Below are 23,715 nucleotides of genomic sequence, written 5' to 3' on the forward strand. Positions count from 1 at the left end.
CACACTAACTCCTCTCGATTGAGGAGTTTTTTTTTAAATTAACTTAAAAATAATACATTTTTATTATGCATGCATAGTATTTATTTGTATATTTGAATTCCTTTTAAAAAATCATGAAAGATAAAACAATAGACTATGTCTTAAGAGCAACGTGGCAGGCAGTTGCAAGAATGTACAATGAAGAAGCCACGAAATACGGGGCTACAATGGCTACCGGATTTGCTTTGCTTAGTATCGACCGGGAAAAAGGAACGCCTTCAACAGCTATCGGAACCCGGATGGGAATGGAACCGACAAGTCTGACAAGGACATTAAAATCAATGGAAGAAAAGGGATTGATTATCCGAAAGAAAAATCCAACCGACGGCCGCGGTGTCATAATTCATCTGACCAAATTAGGAAAGGAAAAAAGAGAATTATCAAAAACGACCGTACTAAAATTTAATGAAACGGTAAAAAAACATGTAACAGACGAACAACTGAACAGTTTCATGGAAGTTGCAGAAATCATCAATGAATTAATTGCCGACAAAAACATATTCAGTACAGACGATAACAAATAACAATAAAATAAACGATGTCAGATGATTGGGTAAAATTGCTTTTGTACCTTAACATCAGACTTCAAAAAAAACTAACAGAAACAGATGAAACGACTTATCAAAAAAGTAGCGGTGGTAGGATCCGGGATTATGGGATCCGGAATTGCTTGTCACTTTGCCAATATCGGAGTTGAAGTTTTACTTCTCGATATTGTTCCCAGAGAATTAACCGAAACGGAACAAAAGAAGGGTCTGACTTTGGAAAATAAAGCGGTTCGCAACCGACTGGTAAACGATCATTTGGCTAATGCCCTCAAATCAAATCCCTCCCCAATTTACGATCAGAAATTTGCAGGAAGAATCACAACGGGAAACACCACCGATGATTTGGAAAAAATCAAAGACTGCGATTGGATCATCGAAGTGGTTGTGGAACGTTTGGACATAAAGAAGTCTGTTTTTGAACAGATTGAAAAATACAGAAAACCGGGAACACTGATCACTTCCAACACATCCGGTATTCCAATAAAATTCATGAGCGAAGGAAGAAGCGAGGATTTCCAGAAACATTTCTGCGGAACACACTTCTTTAACCCTGCGCGTTACTTAAAATTATTCGAAATCATTCCGGGTCCCCAAACGGCAACGGAAGTATTGGATTTCTTAAACGAATACGGTGAAAAATTCTTAGGTAAAACTTCGGTTGTTGCCAAAGACACCCCGGCATTTATCGGAAACCGAATTGGTATCTTCGGAATTCAGAGTTTATTCCACTTAGTAAAAGGAATGGGACTCACCATTGAAGAAGTAGACAAATTAACGGGGCCGGTTATTGGCAGACCGAAATCAGCGACTTTCAGAACTGTTGACGTAGTTGGATTAGACACCTTGGTTCACGTAGCCAACGGAATCTACGAAAACTGCCCAACTGACGAAGCACACGAATTGTTCAAACTTCCGGATTTCATCAGTAAAATGATCGAAAACAACTGGTTGGGAAGCAAAACAGGACAAGGTTTCTACAAAAAAGTTGACAAAGACATTTTATCTTTAGATTTAGATACGCTAGAATACAGAACGGCTAAAAAAGCCTCTTTCGCCACCTTGGAAATGACCAAAACGATTGATAAACCTATCGACCGTTTTAAAGTATTGGTAAAAGGAACCGATAAGGCAGGTGAATTCTACAGAAAAAGTTTCTCGGCAATGTTTGCGTATGTTTCCAACAGAGTTCCTGAAATTACTGATGATTTCTACAAAATTGACGATGCCATGAAAGCCGGGTTTGGTTGGGAAAATGGTCCGTTCGAAATTTGGGATGCCATCGGTGTGGAAAAAGGAATCGAATTAATGACAGCGGAAGGACTTGCTCCGGCTGCCTGGGTAACTGAAATGCTTGCTTCCGGAAACAAATCTTTCTATACGGTAAAAGAAGGCGCTACGCATTATTATACACTTGCTTCAAAATCTCAAGTAAAAGTGCCGGGACAAGATGCATTTATCATCCTGAACAACATCCGCGAAAGTAAAAAAGTATGGAGCAACAGCGAAGCCGTTGTTCACGATTTGGGAGACGGAATTTTGAACTTAGAATTCCAATCTAAAATGAATTCGATTGGTGGCGGCGTAATTCAGGGTATCAACAAAGCCATCGAATTGGCTGAAAAAGACTTTCAGGGCTTAGTTATCGGAAATCAGGCTGCGAATTTTTCTGTCGGAGCCAATTTAGCCATGATTTTCATGATGGCCGTCGAGCAGGAATATGACGAATTAAACATGGCCATCAAAATGTTCCAGGACACCATGATGCGTTTACGCTATTCGGGAATACCTGTAATTGCCGCGCCTCACGGAATGACATTAGGCGGTGGTTGCGAGCTCACAATGCACGCTGACAAAGCCGTGGCAGCTGCAGAAACCTATATCGGATTAGTAGAATTTGGAGTTGGAGTAATTCCAGGCGGTGGTGGTTCTAAGGAAATGGCTTTGAGAGCTTCCGACACATTCCGTAAAAACGATGTCGAATTGAACGTTTTACAAGAATATTTTCTAACCGTTGGTATGGCAAAAGTAGCCACTTCTGCTTACGAAGGTTTCAATATCGGCGTGCTTCAAAAAGGCAGAGATATAGTGGTAGTAAACAAAGACCGTCAGATTGCCGAAGCTAAAAAACACGCACTTTTAATGGCCGAAGCAGGTTATACACAACCGGTAAAACGCAATGACATTAAAGTTTTGGGGAAACAGGCTTTGGGAATGTTCTTAGTAGGAACCGATCAGATGAAAGCCGGACAATACATCTCGGAACACGACAGAAAAATTGCCAACAAATTAGCGTATGTAATGGCGGGTGGTGATTTATCCGAACCAACCTTAGTCAGTGAACAATACTTATTGGATCTGGAACGTGAAGCTTTCTTATCGCTATGTACCGAAAGAAAAACACTGGAACGAATTCAGTTTATGTTAACCAAAGGAAAACCGTTGCGTAATTAGAAAATAGAAGCAAGAAAACAGAAACAAGAAAAATTCGCTTATAAATCAATCTTGACTCTTGACTCTTGTCTCTTTTCACTCAAAAAAAGAAAAAATGAAAACAGCCTATATAGTAAAAGCATACAGAACCGCCGTTGGTAAAGCACCAAAAGGAGTGTTCCGTTTTAAAAGACCGGATGAACTGGCAGCCGAAACCATCGAATACATGATGAATGAATTGCCGGACTTCGATAAAACCCGAATCGACGACGTAATGGTTGGAAACGCCATGCCGGAAGCCGAACAAGGCTTAAACATGGCCCGTTTAATTTCCTTAATGGGATTAAAAATCGACGATGTCCCGGGCGTAACCGTAAACCGATATTGCGCATCGGGAATTGAAACTATTGGTATGGCTACGGCTAAAATCCAGTCAGGAATGGCACATTGTATCATTGCCGGTGGTGCCGAAAGCATGAGTTATATTCCGATGGGAGGTTACAAACCCACTCCGGATTATAAAGCAGCGGCAGCTGGTCACGAAGATTATTACTGGGGCATGGGATTAACTGCCGAAGCGGTTGCGAAACAATTCAACGTTTCCCGTGAAGATCAGGATGAGTTCGCGTACAATTCACATATGAAAGCATTAAAAGCTCAGGCAGAAGGCAAATTCGATAAACAAATTGTTCCAATAACTGTTGAACAGGTGTATATCGATGAAAACGGCAAAAAAGCAACAAAATCATATGTTGTAACCAAAGACGAAGGTCCGAGAGCCGATACCAACAAAGAAGCATTAGGCAAATTAAAACCCGTTTTCGCAGCTGACGGTTCGGTAACTGCCGGAAACTCATCGCAAATGAGTGACGGAGCCGCTTTCGTACTGGTAATGTCGGAAGAAATGGTAAAAGAATTAAACCTTGAACCGATTGCGCGATTGGTCAACTTCGCTTCTTCGGGAGTTGAGCCTAGAATCATGGGAATCGGACCGGTTAAAGCCATTCCGAAAGCGGTAAAACAAGCCGGTTTACAATTAAAAGACATCGAATTATTCGAATTAAACGAGGCTTTCGCATCGCAATCGTTAGCAGTCATCCGTGAATTGGGATTGAATCCGGATATCGTGAACGTAAACGGAGGCGCCATTGCCTTAGGTCACCCACTGGGTTGTACCGGTGCAAAACTTTCGGTTCAATTGTTCGACGAAATGAAACGCCGCGGTAGCAAATACGGAATGGTAACCATGTGTGTGGGAACCGGGCAGGGAACTGCGGGAATTTACGAGTTGTTGTAGGAAAGAAAGGCAGGGGAACAAGAAGCAAGAGACAAGAGACAAGATATTAGATTCGAAAAAAGAGTCTGAAAAAATTATATGCCAAAAATAAAATATTATGCGCCACAACTTCAAAAATCTGAAGATTTGGATTCTATCTATGGAGATTACATCCGATATCTTTAAATTATGCAAGACATTTCCAAAATCTGAGACTTACTCCTTGATTAGTCAAATGAACAAATGTTCGGTTTCGATGCCATCAAATATTGCTGAAGGTTCAAATAGAGGAAATAAACATTTTCAACATTATTTAAATATTAGTCTGGGTTCTTCTTTTGAATTACAGACACAATTACTGATAGCTCTTCAAAATGAGTATTTATCAAAAGAAAAAACAGAGGAAATAGAAAACAAAATAATCGAATTTCAAAAGATGATGACTAGTTTCATTAGTAAGTTAGAATTGAAATAGAAAATAGAACTTAGAGATATGAAGTATAATTTTTCAAACCTCCTTCATATCTTATTTTCATCTAAATTCTATTAACGTTTTACTTCTTGATTCTTGGTTATTGCATCTAAAAAGTCTAAAAACATAAACTATGGAAGATATCACAAGAGGAGGTCAATTCCTTGTAAAAGAAACAAAATGCGAAAGCGTTTTCACACCGGAAGATTTCACCGAAGATCAGCTTATGATGCGTGACTCTGTAAAAGAGTTTGTTGATAAGGAACTTTGGGCACATAAAGACAAATTTGAGAAAAAAGATTATGCTTATACGGAAGCGAGCATGAAAAAAGCCGGAGAACTTGGTTTTCTTGGTGTAGCTGTTCCGGAAGAATACGGCGGATTAGGGATGGGATTCGTAAACACGATGTTGGTTTGTGATTACATTTCGGGTGCAACAGGTTCGTTTTCAACTGCTTTTGGGGCACATACCGGAATTGGAACCATGCCTATTACATTATACGGAACCGAAGAACAAAAACAAAAATACGTTCCGAAATTAGCTTCAGGTGAATGGTTCGGTTCATACTGTCTGACAGAGCCGGGAGCGGGTTCGGATGCGAATTCAGGAAAAACGAAAGCGGAACTTTCTGCCGACGGAAAATCATATAAAATCAACGGACAGAAAATGTGGATTTCCAATGCCGGTTTCTGCCACCTGATGATTGTTTTCGCAAGAATCGAAAATGATAAAAACATTACCGGTTTCATCGTAGAATATGATGCTGCCAATCCAAACGGAATCACACTTGGGGAGGAAGAGCATAAATTGGGAATCCGCGCCTCTTCTACCCGTCAGGTTTTCTTCAGCGACACGGTAGTTCCTGCTGAAAATATGCTGGCCGGGCGTGGTGAAGGTTTCAAAATAGCAATGAATGCACTGAACGTAGGTCGTGTAAAATTGGCTGCAGCCTGCCTGGATGCTCAAAGAAGAACCATCACCGGTGCCGTAAAATATGCTAACGAAAGAATGCAGTTTAACACTCCTATTGCCAATTTTGGAGCGGTGCGTTCAAAACTAGCTGAAATGGCAGCTTCTGCTTATGCCGGAGAAAGTGCTACTTATCGTGCTGGCGGTGCCATTGAGCAAAGAATTGCAGCACGCGATGCCGAAGGAAGTTCGCACAGCGAAGCCGAATTGAAAGGCGTTGAAGAGTTTGCCATCGAATGTTCCATTTTAAAAGTAGCCGTTTCAGAAGATATTCAGAATTGTACCGATGAAGGTATCCAAATCTTTGGCGGTATGGGATTCTCAGAAGACACTCCGATGGAATCCGCCTGGAGAGATGCTCGTATCGCTCGTATTTACGAAGGTACGAACGAAATCAACCGTATGCTTTCCGTTGGGATGTTAATCAAAAAAGCAATGAAAGGTCACGTGGATTTATTAGGGCCGGCGATGAAAGTTGCCGAAGAACTAATGGGAATTCCTTCTTTCGAAACACCTGATTACTCCGAATTATTTGCCGAAGAAAAAGAACTTATCGGAAAACTGAAAAAAGCATTCTTAATGGTAGCTGGTTCAGCGGTTCAGAAATACGGTCCGGATTTGGAAGCACACCAACAATTATTAATGGCTGCAGCCGATATGCTGATCGAAATCTACATGGCGGAAAGTGCTATCCTTAGAACTGAAAAATTAGCAAAATCAAAAGGTGCCGATAATGTGAAAGAACAAATCGCCATGGCACAATTGTATTTATATCACGCTGTGGATACCATCGCACAAAAAGGGAAAGAAGGTATTGCCTCTTTTGCCGAAGGTGATGAACAACGCATGATGTTAATGGGATTACGCCGTTTTACAAAATATACAAACATGCCTAACATTGTAGCATTGCGTGAAACTATCGCAGCTAAAGTTGTGGCTGAAAACGCTTATTGCTTTTAATCGTAAGGATTAATTGACTTTAAAATTGGTTTAGTTTGTTTAAAAGCCGCTTTTGCATTTGCAGGGCGGTTTTTTTATGTTTTTTACTAATCAAAACAAGTTTTAAATCAAAATCATACTTATACAAAATCACTTAGAACAACAAACACCTAAAAATCAACGGAATAAAAACACATCTTAACGTAAAAAAGAACGTAAATCTCTAAAAAACAGTATCTTTAAGTCATAATTCAGAATTCCCCTACCAATATTTTTCATTATCATTAGTAATTTCTGCATAAGCAAACAGCCATTTGGCCATAAGTAACATTAAACTATTAGGATTATGAAACAAATTAAGATTATTCTTTTCATTGGTTTTGCTCTTATGAGTCTAACCAATTTGGCGCAAAAAAAGCAATTGCCTCCCATTATTGACAGAGAGTTGTTTTTTGGAGATCCTGAAATTACAGGAGCGCAATTGTCACCCGACGGTAAATTCATTTCTTTCATCAAAACCTATAAGGGAACGAGGAACATATGGGTAAAAAAAACTGACGAGGATTTCAAAAAAGCCAAACCGGTCTCAGCTGATACACTGCGTCCGATTTCCAATTACTTCTGGTCCAGAAACGGGAAGTATATCCTGTATTCTCAAGATAAAGGCGGCGATGAAAATTTCAACCTTTATGCGATCGACCCGAATGAAGCCTTAAAAAAAGGACAAGATGTGCCAAAAAGTAAGGACTTAACAAACTTAAAAGGTGTCAGGGTTTATATTTATGAACTTCCGTTAAAGGATCCCGATATAATTTACATAGGATTAAACGACCGCGATAAAGCATGGCATGATCTTTATAAATTAAAAATTTCAACAGGAGAAAAAACATTAATTTATAAAAACTTAGAAACCGACAGAATTACCGGCTGGCTTTTTGACTGGGACGGTAACTTACGATTAGCCACGCGTTCCAATCAGGACGGAAGTAACGATATATTAAGGGTTGAAAAGAATGGCTTCGAAAAAATATACAGTACCAATTCATTTGAATCGTCTGATCCCTACATTTTTGACAAAGACAACAAGAAAATTTATATCGTAACCAACAAAGGTGATGATTTGAACTTCTCACAATTAATCCTATTAGATCCCACAACCAAAAAAGAAGAGTTTGTAGAAAAAGATCCTTTAAACAAAGTTGATTTAAATAGCCTTAATTTTTCCGAAAAAACAAAATCAATCGTTTCAACAATTTACAACGACAGCAGACGAAGAATCTACTGGAAAGACAAAAGTTTTGAAAATGATTATAAAATGATTCAAAAATCATTTCCTAATGATGATATTTCCTTCTTTTCTTCCAACCTTGAAGAAAATCTCTGGCTTTTCAGTGTTTCAAGCGATATCAATCCGGGCAGTGTGTATCTCTTCGACAGGACAACAAAAAAAACAGCTTTTCAATATTCACCCAGACCAAAAATCCCAATGAAAGACTTAGCGAAAATGACTTCCATTTCCTATAAATCTTCAGATGGAATGGAAATCCCCTCCTTTTTGGTTCTACCTAATGGTGTTGATCATAAAAATCTCCCTTTAATTGTGGTTCCTCACGGCGGTCCATGGTCGCGAATTTATTGGGGGTATGGTGGGCTTCCGCAATTTTTAGCCAATAGAGGTTATGCCGTATTACTCCCTAATTTCAGAGGTTCGACCGGCTACGGCAAAAAATTTATTGATGCCGGGAATAATGAATGGGGACAAAAAATGCAGGACGACATTACTTGGGGTGTCAAATACCTGATTAACCAAGGCATTGCCGATCCTAAAAGAGTCGGCATAATGGGTGGCTCTTACGGGGGATATGCAACATTAGCCGGAGTTACATTCACGCCAGACACTTATGCCGCAGCCGTTTCCATTGTAGGGCCTTCAAATCTGAACACGCTACTCAACTCCATCCCTCCTTATTGGGAATCAATTCGAAAAGTGTTTTATTTGAGAATGGGGGACCCAACAACCCCTGAAGGCAAAGAACAGTTAGTACGACAATCACCTTTGACCCATGCCAATAAAATTAAAACACCTCTAATGGTAGTACAGGGAGCAAATGACCCAAGAGTGAACAAAGCTGAATCGGATCAAATAGTTGTTGCACTGCGTGACAGAGGATTTCCTGTCTCTTATATTTTAGCACCCGATGAGGGACATGGTTTTGCAAGACCTGTTAATAATATGGCCATGTACGCCGAAGCAGAAAAATTCCTTGCTAAACATTTAAACGGTCGGTACCAATCAACCATGACTCCGGAAGTTGAAAAGCGATTAAAAGAAATAACCGTTGATGTCAGTACTGTCACCCTGAAATAGTTTTACTCATCAATAAAATAGTAACCGCTGCGTAAATCTGTCATTTTACAAAGCGGTTTTCTCATTTTTGATAAAACCAATAAAAAGGCCTGAAAGTCGTTAAACTGCTCAGGCTTTTGAAGTAATTTTTAAAAAACTTATTCGTTATGCAAAAACGCTTGTCGGTTTAGCAACGTTTCTTCGCTTTCCACATGATTATCATCAGGAACACAACAGTCTACCGGACAAACGGCAGCACATTGCGGCTCTTCGTGGAAACCTTTACATTCCGTACATTTGCCCGGAACGATATAATAGATATCATCTGAAATCGGAGTTTGAGCGGCTTCTGCGTCCACTTCAGTACCGTCCGGAAGCACAATTTTTCCTTTTAAACTGGTTCCGTCTTTGTATCTCCAATCGTCTGCGCCTTCATATATTGCTGTATTCGGGCACTCCGGTTCACATGCCCCGCAGTTGATACATTCGTCTGTTATTATAATTGCCATTATTTTTTGCTTTATGCTTTAAGCCATAAGCCAAAAGCTATTATACCTAAATGTTAAAAAAGCTTATTCGATGAAGCACGTTGTCCAATGCTAAAAAAGCTTAATTTTGCACAAAATTACAATCAAAACCTTTCATAAACAAATTATATGAACCTCAATCAGAAAAAATCAGCTTTCATCGCATTAGGTCAGTTTTTAAGCCAGTTTTCATTGGATAACTCTGCCAGAAAAGAAGGTGTTTTACACAATGATTTATTCTTTGACAAGTTTATCGATCTGATTGAATTATCACAAAGTCATAACGGATGGTTTACGCCGGAACAGGTACATTATGCCATCAATTCCTGGGCGGAGGCCTTGACTGAAGAAAATCTGAACGAATGGTTATCTGCTTATGATCTTTCAAATGTTCAGCCAAAAACAGTCGGATTAATCCTTGCCGGAAATATTCCGCTGGTAGGTTTTCACGATTTTTTATCGGTACTGATAACCGGTCATAAAGTGTTGGTTAAAACATCGTCCAACGATCAGAAGTTACTTCCGTTTCTAGCCGACTACCTGATTGCCGTTGCTTCTGAAATGGCGGATAATATAGAGTTTGTCGAAGGAAAATTAGAAAATTTCGATGCGGTAATTGCCACCGGAAGCAACAACACGGCACGTTATTTCGAGTATTATTTCAAAGACGTTCCGAGTATAATTCGTAAAAACAGAAATTCCGTTGCCGTTTTGGACGGAAAAGAATCCAAAGAAGATTTAGTGGCATTGGGTGAAGATATTTTCCGTTATTTCGGATTGGGATGTCGCAATGTTTCCAAACTTTTTGTTCCTAAAGGCTACGATTTTAAACAGTTTTTTGAGGCGATATACGAATATGGCGATATCATTCACTATGAAAAATATGCCAACAATTACGATTATAACAAAGCCGTATTTTTAATGAGTCTGTTTCCGTTACTGGATAACGAATTCCTGACATTAAAAGAAGATTCAAGTTACGCCTCCCCAATTTCATCCGTTTTTTATGAATATTACGATGATTTAGAGACGGTAAAAAGTAAATTATTGGAAGATTCGGAAAAAATCCAGTGTATCGTGTCAAATAATTTGATAAATCGCAGCATTTCTTTTGGAAAATCACAAAAACCAAAATTATGTGATTATGCAGATAATGTCGATACCATTTCATTTTTATCAAAAATATAGCTTTTTAATCCCGAAAATGATATTAATTATACTAAATGTCGTTTTTTATCCCTGAAGTCGTTTTTTTTTAAGAAATTTGCTTGCATTAAACACACAACGATAATGCAATTACAACACAAAGACAACATTAGTCCGGTTTTACAAGACGGGATTAAAAACTACCTCATTGACATTGACGGTACAATTACGGAAGATGTTCCTAACGAACAACCGGAAAGAATGGCAACCTGCGAACCCTTCCCGGATGCCTTGGAAACCATCAACAAATGGTACGACGAAGGCCATCAGATTTGCTTCTTCACTTCCAGAACTGAAGAACACCGTGAAGTAACCACAGTATGGCTTAACAAACACGGATTCAAATTCCACAGCATCTTATTCGGAAAGCCAAGAGGCGGAAACTACCATTGGATCGACAATCATTTGGTGAAAGCAACCCGTTTTAATGGTAAATTTACCCAATTGGTGGAAAAAGAAGTAGTAATCCAGGTTTTCAACGATTAAATCATGAAGAAACATAATTTCAGCGCAGGACCATGTATTCTGCCTCAGGAAGTATTTGAAAAAGCGGCACAGGCGGTTTTAGATTTCAACGGTATGGGATTGTCCATATTGGAAATTTCCCACAGAGACAAGGCATTTGTTGCCGTAATGGAAGAAGCCAGAGCTTTGGCTTTGGAACTTTTAGGATTAACAGGTAAAGGCTATCAGGCTTTGTTTTTACAAGGTGGTGCCAGTATGGAGTTTTTACGCGTTCCGTATAACCTAATGAAAGTGGACGGCAAAGCAGCCTATCTTGATACCGGAACGTGGGCAAGCGGTGCGATCAAAGAAGCAAAACCATTCGGCGAAACTGTAGTGGTTGCATCTTCTAAACCAGACAATTATACTTATATTCCAAAAGAGTATTCCATTCCTGCAGATGCGGATTATTTCCACTGTACCAGTAACAATACGATTTTCGGAACACAGATGAAAAGCTTCCCGGAAACCAATGTTCCAATGGTTTGCGACATGAGTTCGGATATCTTCTCCAGAACATTGGATTTTTCAAAATTCGATTTGATTTATGCCGGAGCTCAAAAAAACATGGGTCCTGCCGGAACAACACTGATTGTCGTAAAAGAAGAAATTCTTGGTAAAACCGGAAGAGCGATTCCGAATATCATGAACTATCAGCAGCATATTGAAAAGGAAAGTATGTACAATACACCTGCTGTTTTTGCAATTTATACCTCACTCCTAACCTTACAATGGTTAAAAAACCTTGGTGGAATTGCCGCTATCGAAAAACTAAACGAGGCTAAAGCTAAATTATTATACGACGAAATCGACAGAAATCCTTTATTTAAAGGGACTACCGTAAAAGAAGATCGTTCAAACATGAATGCAACTTTCTTACTGGCCGATGAAAATCACACTGCGCTTTTCGATTCGATGTGGAAAGCAGCCGGAATTTCCGGAATCAGCGGACACCGTTCTGTAGGCGGTTACCGCGCATCGATGTACAATGCCTTACCAATTGAAAGCGTTCAGGTTTTAGTGGACGTAATGAAAGAATTAGAAAACAAAATATAGTTGATTTGGTTATTTGAGCAATCGATCATCCGATAAAACAAATAACCAAATTATCAAATCAACAAATTAACACAATGAAAATATTAGCAAACGACGGTCTCTCAGAAAGCGGAATTATCGCTCTTGAAAAAGCCGGATTTGAAGTTATAACAACCAAAGTGGCACAGGAACAGGTTGCCAATTATATTAATACAAATAACATTGATGTGCTTTTGGTGCGTAGTGCCACTAAAGTACGTCAGGATATCATCGACAATTGTCCGTCATTAAAAATCATCGGTCGTGGTGGTGTCGGAATGGATAATATCGATGTGACTCATGCCGTGGAAAAAGGAATTCACGTAATCAACACACCTGCTGCCTCATCAGAATCGGTAGCCGAATTGGTTTTCGCGCATTTGTTCTCCGGAGCCCGTTTCTTACACGATGCCAACAGAAATATGCCTTTGGAGGGTGATTCCCAATTCAACAATCTGAAAAAAGCGTATGCTGACGGAATCGAACTTCGCGGAAAAACCATCGGAATTATCGGTTTTGGCCGTATCGGTCGTGAAGTGGCACGAATGGCACTTGGTTTAGGTATGAAAGTACTGGCGACCGACAAACACGTGGACGAAGCCGTTATCAAGGTTGATTTCTATAACGGTCAGTTTATCAATGTTAACATCGAAACAGAACCGCTTGAAGATATTTTTAAACATTCCGATTTCATTACCATTCATACGCCAGCAATGGGAGACCATTTAATTGGAAGTGAAGAATTTGCAATGATGAAAAACGGTGTTGGTATCATCAATTGTGCAAGAGGCGGCGTTATCGATGAAGTGGCTTTGATTGATGCTTTAGATGAAGGAAAAGTACTTTTTGCAGGATTGGATGTTTTTGAGGAAGAACCAACTCCGGCCATTCAGGTACTGATGCATCCGAAGGTTTCCATGACACCACACATTGGTGCTGCAACATTGGAAGCTCAGGACCGAATCGGAACTGAATTGGCTGCACAGATTGTCAGTCTGTTAAAGAACGATTAACCAAATTTGTAAATATTTTTTGCTAAATTTGATATCCAACCATTAAAACCAATTTCAATGTTAGATCAGATATCAGAATTAGTAAAACAATTTGGCGGTGATGCCATTGTAAACAATCAATCGGTTCCAAACGAACACAATGAGGCTGTTATGAACGAAACCGGAAACAGTATTCTGTCCGGACTCAAAAACATGGTGGCTGAAGGAAATGTAAACGATATAGCCGGATTATTAAAAGGCGGTACTGTGGATGCTTCCAATCCAGTTGTAAAACAGTTAACCGATCAGCTTTCGGGTAATTTGGGACAGAAATTCGGTTTGAGCAGTGATACCGCTTCAGGAGTTGCAGGAAGCATGATTCCGAAAGTTTTGGGGTCATTAATCGGAAAAGCCAACGATCCGAATCAGCCGGGATTTAATGTTTCGGATATCGTAAATTCACTCGGAGGAAATTCCGGATTAATGGAAGCCGTTTCCAAATATGGAGGTCAATTTGGTTTAGACCAGAACAAGGATGGTAAAGTTGACATGAATGATGCCACTGCAGCCCTTTCAGGTAAAAGTGGAGGATTTTTGAGCGGAATTTTAGGAAAACTGTTCGGAAAATAAAGCAATGCATATAATTTTTAAAGCCAGACATTCGTGTTTGGCTTTTTTGTTAAATATACCCCTCATCTACCTGATTTTTAGTAACTTTATAAGAAAATTCATGAAGATGAAAAGAATATTTCACATAGTTGCCCTGACCTTAATTCTGATGGTGTTTGGATGTAATCCGACCAAGAAATCTTCGGCAGAAAAAACGGCGCCTGTAGCAGAAAAAGTCCCAGAAAAAGTCGAGAGCGATACGATACGGATTGCCAATCCCGATATTGAATACGAAGTAATAATTATCGATTCCGGTTTTAGACCCTGGCTGCAAAGTACCGCAAAACCACGTGATTTTTATTCCCAAAAACACCTGGAAAGCAGAAATATCCCTTGGGTAATCGAATGGAACAACAGAGCGCGTTCACCAAAATCTAAAGAAGATGCCGAGTTATTCCTTATGCAAATAGATTATCAGAACGGAACTGATTATGGCTACGAAGTGAATTATCTGCTTTATAATTATTTGGTTTATTTTCAGATAAAAAATAATATTCGCCTCGGAGGTTTTCCGCCTCGACCATAATTTGTATTTTTGGACATATTTCTGAAAAATGTCGAATTTAAAACAGCGTTGGGGAATAAAAAGTAATTGGCAGATGGCGGTTATCTTTGTCGTCTTTGCTATTACCGGAACCACCGCTTCCTTTCTTTCAAAACCTATCTTGACCTGGTTGGGCATTACCAGAGATAATTTGCATCCGGTATTGTATTGGACACTTTATATCCTGATTATTTTACCTGTTTATAAAGTTTTATTGGTTACCATCGGAACAATTTTTGGCCAACACACTTTTTTTAAAAATTTTGTTTTCAAAATGTTACGCAGTATGAAACTTGGTTTTATCGCAGACGCCTTCGGAAATAAAAAAAGAGGTCGATAAAACCTCTATTCTCTTGCTTCTATTCTCTATTCTCTATTTTTCTTTCTTAATCAGATAAGTATAAATCCACGTAAGTGTAAACGTCGGAATAAAATCCGTTCCCGGAATTAATTCTTCCACAAATTCTAAAACACCGCCGACTCTTCCCACGGCCCCTTTGTACATTCTGGAAAGTATGAAACCGGCTATCGGCGCCCAAATCACATCGGTAATTTCAGCCACAAGCGGAACTCCGTAAGAAGCATATCCAACCAAATCGAAAATAATCCCCAGAATAAGATTTCGTTTTCGATTATCAGCTTGTGCTTTTATCTGAACTTGTTCTGTCATTTATAAATTGTTTGCAAAAACTAAGGCAAATCCAATACCAAATCTTTTTTCAACCATGTGGTTTTCACTACTCTATCGAAAGTATTTTTCATTTAATTCAAAAAAAACGGAACACTGATTACTGATTACTGAACACTATTTCAACTTCGATTTGTAGTTCTTCCTGAGTTTGTCCAATTTCGGACTGATAACCGCCATGCAATAGCCCTGATTCTTATTTCGGTTGTAATAATTCTGATGGTAATCCTCCGCCTCATAAAATACTTTGGCTGAAGAAATTTTTGTCACCACCTTTTTACCGTAGATATTTTGATCGTTCAATAACTGAATAAAATTTTCAGCCGCTTTTTTCTGTGCTTCTGAGTGATAAAAAATCTCGCTTCTGTATTGAGTTCCCACATCGGCACCCTGACGGTTTAATGTAGTTGGATCATGCGTTGCAAAGAACACCTCAAGCAAATCCTCATAAGAAATCAAATCCGGATTAAACTTAATTTCTATTGCCTCGGCATGACCGGTGGTTCCTTCACAAACTTGCGCGTAGGTTGGATTCGTAACCGCGCCTCCAGTATATCCTGAAACGACTTTCTCCACACCTTTAAGTTCTAAAAACAGTGCTTCCGTACACCAGAAACAACCGCCTGCAAATGTTGCTGTTTCGTTTTTTTGATTTCCCATAACTGCAATCTCCTTTTCTTTACTGACACTTTTTCCTTTCTCTTTGGCTTCACAAGACAAAACGACAAGGGCAAAACAACTAAAAAATAACGTTTTCATAGCCTGTTTTTTTATTTAACAAATTTACCCAATAACTGAACGACAATACTGAATTAACGAAACTTTATAACATCAGTTACGATTTTTATGGACGGATGGATTTAATAGTTGCCCAAATCTTTGTTTCTTTGTACAAATTGAAAGTAATGATTCAGGTAAAAAACATACATAAAAATTTCGATAAACTGCATGTCCTTAAGGGCGTAAACCTTCACATTAAAAAAGGAGAAGTTGTATCTATCGTGGGAGCTTCGGGAGCAGGGAAAACGACTTTACTGCAGATCATGGGCACACTTGACAAGCCAACTGTTGAGAAAGGAACTGAGTTGATCATCTATGGTGAAAATCTTTTAAAGATGAATGACAAGGCGCTCTCGAAATTCAGAAATTTACAATTGGGATTCATTTTTCAGTTTCATCAGTTATTACCCGAATTTACAGCTCTTGAAAACGTTTGTATCCCCGCCTTCATAGCCGGAAAAGGTAAAAAAGAAACGGAAGAAGAAGCCAAAAAACTGCTGGATTATCTAGGGTTATCGCAACGTTATGACCACAAACCCGGAGAACTTTCCGGAGGTGAACAGCAACGTGTAGCCGTCGCCAGAGCTTTAATTAACAAGCCTGCCGTTATTTTTGCCGATGAACCTTCCGGAAATCTCGATACACATTCCGCCGAAAATTTACATCAGTTGTTTTTTAAACTCAGAGACGAATTCGGACAAACCTTCGTAATTGTAACTCACAACGAAGAATTGGCAAACATGGCCGACCGAAAACTGATTATGGTGGACGGCGATATCCGGAACGAAGTGGTTAAGTAAATTATGAGTAATTAGAAGTTAGTAATTAGAAGTTAGTAATTAGTTGTTCATAATTAGTGAAGATATGATTACAATCATTCTAAATCTTGCTTCTTGTCTCTTGCTTCTATTTTCTATCATCTATTCCCTGAACTTTGAGTCCATTCGAATTAAAATCCTTTCTCGACGAAAAAGTCGAACTTTATAATAATCCGAATTTTATCGAAAGTGATCCGGTACAGATTCCGCATCTCTATACCCAAAAAGAGGACATTGAAATTGCGGGTTTTTTGGCTGCCACCATTGCCTGGGGAAATCGCAAAATGATTATTAGCAACTCCAATAAAATGATGCAGTTGATGGGAAATGCGCCTTATGATTTCATTATGTCCCACAATGAAGCCAATCTGGAACGTCTTTCCACATTTGTACACCGAACCTTTAACGGTCAGGATTTCATTGGATTCGTTAAAAGTCTGCAACACATTTACAATAATCACAACGGCCTTGAAGCGGTTTTTGCCAAAAATCAGGAAATGAATTCGATGCAGAAGAGTATTTCAGAATTCAAGAAAGTTTTTTTCGAAATCGATCATTTGCCACGTACTAAAAAACATATTTCGGATCCAATGAACGGTTCGGCAGCCAAGCGCATAAACATGTATTTACGTTGGATGTGCCGTCAGGACAACAAAGGTGTCGATTTGGGAATCTGGAAAAGTATTTCTCCTTCAAAATTATCCTGTCCGCTTGATGTTCATTCCGGAAACGTAGCCCGAAAACTGGAATTGCTTACACGAAAACAAAACGATTTCAAAGCATTATCCGAATTGGATACAAGTTTACGCCTTCTTGACCCAACCGATCCCGTAAAATACGATTTTGCCTTATTTGGCCTTGGTATTTTTGAAGGATTCTAACAAATTTTAAATGTTAACAAATTATTAAGCAATTTTATCTCTATATTTGACGAAATTTTGATTTTTATTCAAACAAATCCCCAAGTCTGTTATATAAAAACCTAAATAACCTTGATTTTGTGATATATTTGTATGAAACCTGTATTTTTGTTCTTAACTAATGATGAAAATCGAAACGCGTTCCCTAAAACTGGGGATTTAGAGATCCTTCCCTCTGAAGAATATTTTAACAGTCTTAACCTTTCATATTCAGACAATTACCTTACAACTGAATTCATTTTCATCCTGTTAAAATTCTTCATAATACCTATTTTTATTCTAATCTTAATTACTCTGATATTTTTTCTGGTTGCCAACCGCTACAAATCTGAACAAGTATCAACCAAGAAAAAAAAGATTGACACTTTGGTGAATGATTTTTTAACAGAAATCATTTTTTCAACATATAGTGCTAAAGAATTAAAGAAAAAAATTGCGGATTTTAAATCCACAATTCCCTATGAAAAAAAGTGGTGTCGCCACATGATTCTGAATAAACTGATTCAATTTAAACAAAATATCCACGGATTCGACCAAAATCAGATTTTACTGATTTACAAATATTTCGGATTGGATAGTTACAGCAAGAAATTGATTAATGACAGAAGATGGTATTTCAAATCACTTGGTATTTACCATTATCAGGTTTTGGATTACAAAATTAAAAAGGGACAACTAAAGTATTTTTTAAAAAGCAAAAACAAATACCTGCGTTCAAACGCACTGATTGCCACAATAGCCTTATCCGATGAAAAATTTGGTGTTTTAGACGAATACACAGAGAAAATTTCAAGAGCCGACGAACTTAAGATTTTGGATATAATCTATCAGAAAAAATCCACACTTCCTAAAAACATAGTGAAATGGATACACCACGAGAACAATTCAATCGTAATTCTGGCTCTGAAGTTAATGATTCGCTATAGAGAGAAGTTAAGCGTTTCGCAAATAACCCATTTGTTACAGAACCCGGATAATTTGGTCCGAAAAGAAACATTATTGGCTATCAGAGAATTAAACCTTTATGAAGCTAACGATATTCTGATTGCACACTATCCGGAAGAAACTAATAAACGGAATAAAATTTCGTGCTTAAAAACATTGGGCATCATCGGGAATGAAAAAACAGTGGAATTTGCTTCGAAAATTTTATTAGAGGAAAATGATCTGGAAATCAAGTTTGAAATTATAAACTGTATTAATAAAATCGACTCAAAATACTTTACAAAATTTACTTCAGATGATGAATCGCAAAACAACATCATCAGCAAAATAATATTACATGTTACTAACCCCTATCTGAATTGAAAACGTTAGAATTTTTTATAAAACATTTTGAAACTTTTGCAGCATATTATTCCATAAGTTATGTGATATTTTATACGGTGTTGGCATTATTGTCGTATCTGGCCATTAAAAAATACTACAACTCAAAATACTATTTGCACAAAGGCGTATTGGTTAAATCGAACCATACTGTAGGGGTTTCCATAATCGCTCCGGCTTTTAATGAGGCTGCTACCCTTGTTTATAACGTTAAATCATTACTTTCACAGGAATATCCGAAATTTGAAGTCATCATCATTAATGACGGCAGTACGGATAATTCTCTGGAATTACTCATATCTGAATTCAGTTTGGTGAAAGTTGATTTTTTTTATCAGGAAAAGATTCCAACACAACTGGTAAAGGGACATTACAAATCGACAAATCCGATATATTCCAAATTGTTGATTGTTGATAAATTCAACGGCAACAGTAAAGCCGATGCTTCCAATGCAGGCATCAATTCGGCAAAATACTCGCTTTTCCTGTGTACGGATGTGGATTGCATCTTACGAAAAGACACCGTAGCCATCCTGGCAAAACCATTCCTTGAAAATACCGAAAAGGTAATCGCAACCGGAGCCACCATACGTACATCAAATTCCTGCAGGTTTAAAGACGGGGAACTCTATGAATCGCATTATCCTGATAACTTTTTTGCAAGATTTCAGGAATTGGAATACATCAGGGCTTTTGTATTCGGAAGAATGGCCTGGAGTAAAATGAACAGTTTATTGTTAGTATCCGGAGGACTGGGAATGTTTGATAAAGAAACGGTGATTAAAGTAGGTGGCTACTGGCATAAATCATTAGGAGAAGACATCGAACTAATTACTCGTATGCGTAAATTTATGCATGAGAAAAAAGAAAAGTTCCTCATCAAATACATTCCCGAAACACTTTGCTGGACAGAAGTTCCCGGCACCATGGATTTATTTATGAAACAGCGTACCAGATGGGCACGAGGTTTAATTCAGACTTTATCTTTACACAAAAAAATATTTCTTAATCCAAAATACGGAAAAACAGGATTACTTGCCTTTCCCTATTTTGTCTTCTTTGAATTTGCAGTTCCGATATTGGAAGTCATGGGACTCACCGTCTTGCTTTTGGACATATTTTTCTTCGACATTAACTACGATTTCCTTTTGATAGTCAGTGCTTTTATCTATTTATTCTATACGATAATAACGTTGTTATCAGTACTGTTGGATCAGTTAATTTACAAACATTATTCCAGTATCAAAGAGATTATCACTTTAATAGTGATGGTGTTTTTGGAACCCATAATATATCATCCGTTAAATGTTTATGCCTCATTAAAAGGGTATTGGAATTTCGTGACAAGAAAGGAACAAAAATGGGGACTCATGTCACGAAAAGGATTTACTAATTCAAATCAGATACAGTGAAAAAGATAGTATTTATAATCATTTTAAACCTGTTGTATGTTGTCAATTTACAAGCCCAAAAAATTGACACGGACAGCCTTTTGGTAAAAACGGCATCCGAATTAAATACGCAGAAAGATTATGCAAAAACCATCACGTTAGCACATTTAGGAATTAAAAATGCGCCCGATTATCTTGATTTTCACCTTCTTTTGGGAAGAGCCCACTGGCTTACACAACAAAAAGACAGCGCCCGTTATTACTTTAACCATGTTATAACCCGAAATCCTACCTATAAAGAAGCTTTCGGCTATCTTTCAAGATTGGAAATAGAAGAGAAAAACAGCACTAGTGCGGTTGCGGTTTTAGACAAAGCCATCTCCTTTTATCCGGAAGAAAAAGAATTTTATCTGTTGAAACTGGATGCTATCGCTCTGGAACGTGATGATGAAAAAACAATAGCCTATTTACATTCCGTATCCGAAAAATTTCCCGACGATAAGATTTTCCAAAATCAGTTGACCGAATTAAAAATGAAATCGGTTTCAGACCGTATAGGTTTAGGCTACAACTATACCACTTTTAACCGCGACGGTGTGGGTCCGTGGCATTTGGTCGGATTACAATACGTCCGCGAACGAAAAAAACTGACCCTGATCGGACGCGTTAATTACGCCGACCGACGTTCATACGGCAACAGCATCAACTCCGGATTCCAATATGAATTCGAAACGTATTTTACGAACAGCAAAAAAAGCTATTCGTTTATCAATGCTGCTTTCAGCGATGAAATAGTTTTCCCTAAACTGCGTCTCTCCTACTCCTACTTCCGGAATCTCGGAAAAGGCTGGGAAGGTGATTTGGGAGCCCGCTACATAAGAACTGCCGATAGTGATTTATATGCCGGAGTATTGGGAATAGGAAAATACGTTGGTTCGTATTGGTTTAATCTGAAATCCTATTGGCAATGGGACAATGATACAATGTATCCGGCTTTTACCGCAACTGCACGATATTATTTCGATACAAAATTCGACTATGCAACCCTGATTGCCGGTTACGGAACCTCTCCGGACGAAAGAGTGACTTTGGGACAATTTGAACAAAGGGTTTCACTGAATTCCTTCAGGGTCGGAGCAGGTTATTACATACTTTTATGGAAACACTATTGCCTGGGATTACAGGGAGTACTCAACAGACAGGAATACAAGCCGGATAATTATCAAAGCGAATTTGATATGTTTTTTTCAATTCAGTATAAATTTTAAACACAAAATTAAATACCACATACGCATGAAAAAAATAGTAATTATTGAAGATGATAAAATTATCATCAACATATTGGATTTTCTCCTGAAAAAAGAAGGTTTTGAAACCCATATTGCCAAAGACGGCATTGAAGGAATCGAAAAAATAAGCGCGCTTCGTCCGGATTTGATTATTTCAGATATCATGATGCCTTACAAATCCGGTCTTGAAATCACACTCTTTGCTAAAACCAATTATCCGGAAATCCCAATTATAATGATTTCCGCATTGGGAAAAGAAGATCAGACCGTAATTGAAGTATCAAAATTAGGGGTTGATGATTTCATAGCGAAACCCTTTGATCCGAAGGAACTGATAGAAAAAGTAAAACTTTTATTAGAAACGGTTTTGAAATAAAACCACTTTCAAATAAAAGGTTTATTACCCTCATGTGCCGCGAATGATTGTCTGATACTTACAACGATGACAACCAATTAGCGATAACTGGCTGAGAAATCGTATCTTTGCACAAAATATACGTTTTATGAGTACTTTTGAGCAATTCAATCTTCCAAAATCCTTACAAAAAGCCATAGATGACTTGGGCTTAACAACCCCTACGCCTATTCAGGTAAAATCTTTCCCGGTTATTATGTCAGGACGCGATGTAATGGGAATTGCACAAACCGGTACCGGTAAAACCTATGCTTATTTACTTCCCATCCTGAAACAATGGAAATTCACGCCTACACACACTCCGAAAGTGGTTATTATCGTTCCTACCCGTGAATTGGTGGTTCAGGTAGCCGAAGAAGTGGAAAAACTGACCAAATACATGTCGGTTCGTGTTTTAGGGGTTTATGGAGGCGTAAACATCAACACCCAAAAAACATCCGTATATCAAGGGGTTGACGTCTTAGTGGGAACACCTGGACGAATGATGGACTTGGCATTAGACAACGTTGTTCGTTTTGATGAAATGCAGAAATTGGTTATTGACGAATTCGATGAAATCCTGAATTTAGGTTTCCGTTTCCAAATTACCTCCATCCTTTCCATGATGCGTCCAAAACGCCAGAACATATTGTTTTCGGCAACCATGACCGATGAAGTGGATGAACTTTTGGATGAATATTTCGATTTTCCGGAAGAAGTTTCATTGGCACAATCAGGAACTCCATTGGAGAAAATTCAACAATTTGCCTATCACGTTCCCAATTTCCTTACGAAAGTCAACTTACTGAAACATTTGTTAACGCAGGATGAATCCTTGGAACGCATCCTTCTTTTCATCAATAACAAAAGAGTTGCTGATATTTTAATGGAGCATCTGGAAGAAGATTTTCCCGGACAATTTGGTGTGATCCATTCCAATAAATCGCAAAATTACCGTTTAAACACGATGGCCAGCTTTCAGGCAGGAGAAATCCGCGGAATCGTAACGACAGATATCATGGCTCGTGGTTTGGATATTTCCGATATTACACATGTAATCAATATGCAGTTTTCGGAAGTTCCGGAACAATACATTCACCGAATCGGTCGTACAGGTCGTGCCGATAAGGAAGGTATTGCGATCAGTATGATAGCACCATCAGAAGAAGAATTCCAGGTGGAAGCCGAACTTTTGATGGAAAAAGAGCTGGAAATCCTTCCACTTCCGGAAGATGTTAAAATCGAAGAAAAACGATTGGAATTTGAAAAAGACAAGAAGAAAGTCAAATTCCTGATGAAAAAGGTAAAACTGGAAGGTGGCGCTGCATTTCATGAAAAATCGGATAAAAATAAACAGGTCAATCTTGGCGGTCCCGGAAAGGTAAAACCAAGAAAAACAAAACCAACCAATCGTGCAGTGGAACGTAAACGTGCTGCGAAGAGAAAGAAGAAATAGTCTCAGTTTTCAGTCTCAGTAAACAGTTATCGTAAGCAGTAAAAACCTGAAAACCGTGACTGCGACTGAAAACTTAAATATGACTGCGACTGAATACTAAAAATGATTATCTTTGA

23 protein-coding genes are annotated in these 23,715 nt (G+C 38.4%); 20 read left to right on the top strand and 3 right to left on the bottom strand.

Annotated elements, in window-relative coordinates:
• Positions 1-113: 113 nt before the first annotated feature.
• The 6 genes from FLJC2902T_RS08555 (at position 114) to FLJC2902T_RS08580 (ending at position 9,042) form a co-directional block, all read left to right on the top strand.
• Positions 114-563 carry a MarR family winged helix-turn-helix transcriptional regulator gene (locus tag FLJC2902T_RS08555; RefSeq protein WP_023579402.1) on the top strand — a complete coding sequence of 150 codons (450 nt, stop codon included), beginning with the start codon at positions 114-116 and terminating at the stop codon, positions 561-563.
• A gap of 84 nt (positions 564-647) precedes the next feature.
• Positions 648-3,038, top strand: coding sequence for a 3-hydroxyacyl-CoA dehydrogenase/enoyl-CoA hydratase family protein (locus FLJC2902T_RS08560; RefSeq protein WP_023579403.1), 2,391 nt, complete (start codon positions 648-650; stop codon positions 3,036-3,038).
• Between the two features lie 94 nt (positions 3,039-3,132).
• Entirely contained in the window at positions 3,133-4,314 is a 1,182-nt protein-coding gene (locus tag FLJC2902T_RS08565) for an acetyl-CoA C-acyltransferase (RefSeq protein WP_023579404.1), read from the top strand.
• Between the two features lie 97 nt (positions 4,315-4,411).
• The gene (locus FLJC2902T_RS08570) at positions 4,412-4,768 is read left to right on the top strand and encodes a four helix bundle protein (protein ID WP_035677928.1); all 357 of its coding nucleotides are present in this window, start codon (positions 4,412-4,414) and stop codon (positions 4,766-4,768) included.
• Positions 4,769-4,898: 130 nt separating this feature from the next.
• Positions 4,899-6,695 carry an acyl-CoA dehydrogenase family protein gene (locus FLJC2902T_RS08575; protein WP_023579406.1) on the top strand — a complete coding sequence of 599 codons (1,797 nt, stop codon included), beginning with the start codon at positions 4,899-4,901 and terminating at the stop codon, positions 6,693-6,695.
• A 325-nt stretch (positions 6,696-7,020) separates the two neighbouring features.
• A complete protein-coding gene (locus tag FLJC2902T_RS08580; RefSeq protein WP_023579408.1) occupies positions 7,021-9,042 on the top strand; it encodes a S9 family peptidase in 2,022 nt (673 codons plus the stop codon).
• 137 nt (positions 9,043-9,179) lie between these two features.
• Here the strand turns inward: FLJC2902T_RS08580 and FLJC2902T_RS08585 are convergent, their stop codons facing one another.
• Positions 9,180-9,530, bottom strand: coding sequence for a 4Fe-4S dicluster domain-containing protein (locus FLJC2902T_RS08585; RefSeq protein WP_023579409.1), 351 nt, complete (start codon positions 9,528-9,530; stop codon positions 9,180-9,182).
• A 147-nt stretch (positions 9,531-9,677) separates the two neighbouring features.
• On the opposite strand from FLJC2902T_RS08585, the gene FLJC2902T_RS08590 reads away from it, so the two are divergent.
• The 7 genes from FLJC2902T_RS08590 to FLJC2902T_RS08620 all read left to right on the top strand — a co-directional run bounded on the left by FLJC2902T_RS08590 (position 9,678) and on the right by FLJC2902T_RS08620 (position 14,877).
• A complete protein-coding gene (locus FLJC2902T_RS08590) occupies positions 9,678-10,736 on the top strand; it encodes an acyl-CoA reductase (protein ID WP_023579410.1) in 1,059 nt (352 codons plus the stop codon).
• Positions 10,737-10,838: 102 nt separating this feature from the next.
• Positions 10,839-11,240 (top strand): LNS2 domain-containing protein, encoded by a 402-nt coding sequence (locus FLJC2902T_RS08595; RefSeq protein WP_023579411.1) that lies wholly within the window; start codon positions 10,839-10,841, stop codon positions 11,238-11,240.
• A gap of 3 nt (positions 11,241-11,243) precedes the next feature.
• Positions 11,244-12,314, top strand: a complete 1,071-nt coding sequence (serC, locus tag FLJC2902T_RS08600; RefSeq protein WP_023579412.1) for a 3-phosphoserine/phosphohydroxythreonine transaminase — start codon at positions 11,244-11,246, stop codon at positions 12,312-12,314.
• A 74-nt stretch (positions 12,315-12,388) separates the two neighbouring features.
• Positions 12,389-13,345 carry a D-2-hydroxyacid dehydrogenase gene (locus FLJC2902T_RS08605; RefSeq protein ID WP_023579413.1) on the top strand — a complete coding sequence of 319 codons (957 nt, stop codon included), beginning with the start codon at positions 12,389-12,391 and terminating at the stop codon, positions 13,343-13,345.
• 57 nt (positions 13,346-13,402) lie between these two features.
• Positions 13,403-13,954, top strand: coding sequence for a hypothetical protein (locus tag FLJC2902T_RS08610; protein WP_023579414.1), 552 nt, complete (start codon positions 13,403-13,405; stop codon positions 13,952-13,954).
• A 106-nt stretch (positions 13,955-14,060) separates the two neighbouring features.
• Complete coding sequence (locus FLJC2902T_RS08615; protein WP_035677932.1) at positions 14,061-14,519, top strand: DUF6146 family protein; 459 nt, start codon at positions 14,061-14,063, stop codon at positions 14,517-14,519.
• A gap of 28 nt (positions 14,520-14,547) precedes the next feature.
• Positions 14,548-14,877 (top strand): DUF6787 family protein, encoded by a 330-nt coding sequence (locus tag FLJC2902T_RS08620; RefSeq protein WP_051364342.1) that lies wholly within the window; start codon positions 14,548-14,550, stop codon positions 14,875-14,877.
• Between the two features lie 33 nt (positions 14,878-14,910).
• On the opposite strand, the gene FLJC2902T_RS08625 is transcribed toward FLJC2902T_RS08620, so the two are convergent.
• Together FLJC2902T_RS08625 and msrA are read right to left on the bottom strand one after the other, a co-directional pair.
• The gene (locus tag FLJC2902T_RS08625) at positions 14,911-15,207 is read right to left on the bottom strand and encodes a hypothetical protein (protein ID WP_023579417.1); all 297 of its coding nucleotides are present in this window, start codon (positions 15,205-15,207) and stop codon (positions 14,911-14,913) included.
• A gap of 135 nt (positions 15,208-15,342) precedes the next feature.
• Positions 15,343-15,885: a peptide-methionine (S)-S-oxide reductase MsrA gene (gene msrA / locus FLJC2902T_RS08630; RefSeq protein ID WP_035678086.1), complete on the bottom strand. Its 543-nt coding sequence runs from the start codon at positions 15,883-15,885 to the stop codon at positions 15,343-15,345.
• Positions 15,886-16,130: 245 nt separating this feature from the next.
• Between msrA and FLJC2902T_RS08635 the strand changes: the two genes are divergently transcribed.
• The 7 genes from FLJC2902T_RS08635 (at position 16,131) to FLJC2902T_RS08665 (ending at position 23,599) form a co-directional block, all read left to right on the top strand.
• On the top strand, positions 16,131-16,805 hold the full coding sequence (locus FLJC2902T_RS08635; RefSeq protein ID WP_023579419.1) for an ABC transporter ATP-binding protein: 675 nt from the start codon (positions 16,131-16,133) through the stop codon (positions 16,803-16,805).
• Positions 16,806-16,939: 134 nt separating this feature from the next.
• Positions 16,940-17,704 (top strand): TIGR02757 family protein, encoded by a 765-nt coding sequence (locus tag FLJC2902T_RS08640; protein ID WP_023579420.1) that lies wholly within the window; start codon positions 16,940-16,942, stop codon positions 17,702-17,704.
• Positions 17,705-17,836: 132 nt separating this feature from the next.
• The gene (locus tag FLJC2902T_RS08645; RefSeq protein WP_023579421.1) at positions 17,837-19,051 is read left to right on the top strand and encodes a HEAT repeat domain-containing protein; all 1,215 of its coding nucleotides are present in this window, start codon (positions 17,837-17,839) and stop codon (positions 19,049-19,051) included.
• On the top strand, positions 19,048-20,481 hold the full coding sequence (locus FLJC2902T_RS08650) for a glycosyltransferase family 2 protein (RefSeq protein ID WP_051364344.1): 1,434 nt from the start codon (positions 19,048-19,050) through the stop codon (positions 20,479-20,481). Before FLJC2902T_RS08645 ends, FLJC2902T_RS08650 begins: the two co-directional genes overlap by 4 nt.
• Entirely contained in the window at positions 20,478-21,728 is a 1,251-nt protein-coding gene (locus tag FLJC2902T_RS08655; RefSeq protein ID WP_035677936.1) for a YaiO family outer membrane beta-barrel protein, read from the top strand. The genes FLJC2902T_RS08650 and FLJC2902T_RS08655 overlap by 4 nt, the downstream gene beginning before the upstream one ends.
• A 25-nt stretch (positions 21,729-21,753) precedes the next feature.
• Positions 21,754-22,125 (top strand): response regulator transcription factor, encoded by a 372-nt coding sequence (locus tag FLJC2902T_RS08660; RefSeq protein ID WP_023579423.1) that lies wholly within the window; start codon positions 21,754-21,756, stop codon positions 22,123-22,125.
• 127 nt (positions 22,126-22,252) lie between these two features.
• Positions 22,253-23,599 carry a DEAD/DEAH box helicase gene (locus FLJC2902T_RS08665; RefSeq protein ID WP_023579424.1) on the top strand — a complete coding sequence of 449 codons (1,347 nt, stop codon included), beginning with the start codon at positions 22,253-22,255 and terminating at the stop codon, positions 23,597-23,599.
• The last annotated feature ends 116 nt before the right edge of the window (positions 23,600-23,715 follow it).

This window comes from Flavobacterium limnosediminis JC2902 (genome assembly GCF_000498535.1).
Classification (GTDB): domain Bacteria; phylum Bacteroidota; class Bacteroidia; order Flavobacteriales; family Flavobacteriaceae; genus Flavobacterium; species Flavobacterium limnosediminis.

Coding starts and splice junctions, on each gene's coding strand:
- FLJC2902T_RS08555 (WP_023579402.1), top strand. CDS start 114: ATGAAAGATAAAACAATAGACTATGTCTTAAGAGCAACGTGGCAGGCA.
- FLJC2902T_RS08585 (WP_023579409.1), bottom strand. CDS start 9,530: ATGGCAATTATAATAACAGACGAATGTATCAACTGCGGGGCATGTGAA.
- msrA (WP_035678086.1), bottom strand. CDS start 15,885: ATGGGAAATCAAAAAAACGAAACAGCAACATTTGCAGGCGGTTGTTTC.
- FLJC2902T_RS08620 (WP_051364342.1), top strand. CDS start 14,548: ATGTCGAATTTAAAACAGCGTTGGGGAATAAAAAGTAATTGGCAGATG.
- FLJC2902T_RS08660 (WP_023579423.1), top strand. CDS start 21,754: ATGAAAAAAATAGTAATTATTGAAGATGATAAAATTATCATCAACATA.
- FLJC2902T_RS08560 (WP_023579403.1), top strand. CDS start 648: ATGAAACGACTTATCAAAAAAGTAGCGGTGGTAGGATCCGGGATTATG.
- FLJC2902T_RS08610 (WP_023579414.1), top strand. CDS start 13,403: ATGTTAGATCAGATATCAGAATTAGTAAAACAATTTGGCGGTGATGCC.
- FLJC2902T_RS08565 (WP_023579404.1), top strand. CDS start 3,133: ATGAAAACAGCCTATATAGTAAAAGCATACAGAACCGCCGTTGGTAAA.
- FLJC2902T_RS08605 (WP_023579413.1), top strand. CDS start 12,389: ATGAAAATATTAGCAAACGACGGTCTCTCAGAAAGCGGAATTATCGCT.
- FLJC2902T_RS08615 (WP_035677932.1), top strand. CDS start 14,061: ATGAAAAGAATATTTCACATAGTTGCCCTGACCTTAATTCTGATGGTG.
- FLJC2902T_RS08580 (WP_023579408.1), top strand. CDS start 7,021: ATGAAACAAATTAAGATTATTCTTTTCATTGGTTTTGCTCTTATGAGT.
- FLJC2902T_RS08570 (WP_035677928.1), top strand. CDS start 4,412: ATGCGCCACAACTTCAAAAATCTGAAGATTTGGATTCTATCTATGGAG.
- FLJC2902T_RS08665 (WP_023579424.1), top strand. CDS start 22,253: ATGAGTACTTTTGAGCAATTCAATCTTCCAAAATCCTTACAAAAAGCC.
- FLJC2902T_RS08645 (WP_023579421.1), top strand. CDS start 17,837: ATGAAACCTGTATTTTTGTTCTTAACTAATGATGAAAATCGAAACGCG.
- FLJC2902T_RS08575 (WP_023579406.1), top strand. CDS start 4,899: ATGGAAGATATCACAAGAGGAGGTCAATTCCTTGTAAAAGAAACAAAA.
- FLJC2902T_RS08635 (WP_023579419.1), top strand. CDS start 16,131: ATGATTCAGGTAAAAAACATACATAAAAATTTCGATAAACTGCATGTC.
- FLJC2902T_RS08595 (WP_023579411.1), top strand. CDS start 10,839: ATGCAATTACAACACAAAGACAACATTAGTCCGGTTTTACAAGACGGG.
- FLJC2902T_RS08590 (WP_023579410.1), top strand. CDS start 9,678: ATGAACCTCAATCAGAAAAAATCAGCTTTCATCGCATTAGGTCAGTTT.
- serC (WP_023579412.1), top strand. CDS start 11,244: ATGAAGAAACATAATTTCAGCGCAGGACCATGTATTCTGCCTCAGGAA.
- FLJC2902T_RS08625 (WP_023579417.1), bottom strand. CDS start 15,207: ATGACAGAACAAGTTCAGATAAAAGCACAAGCTGATAATCGAAAACGA.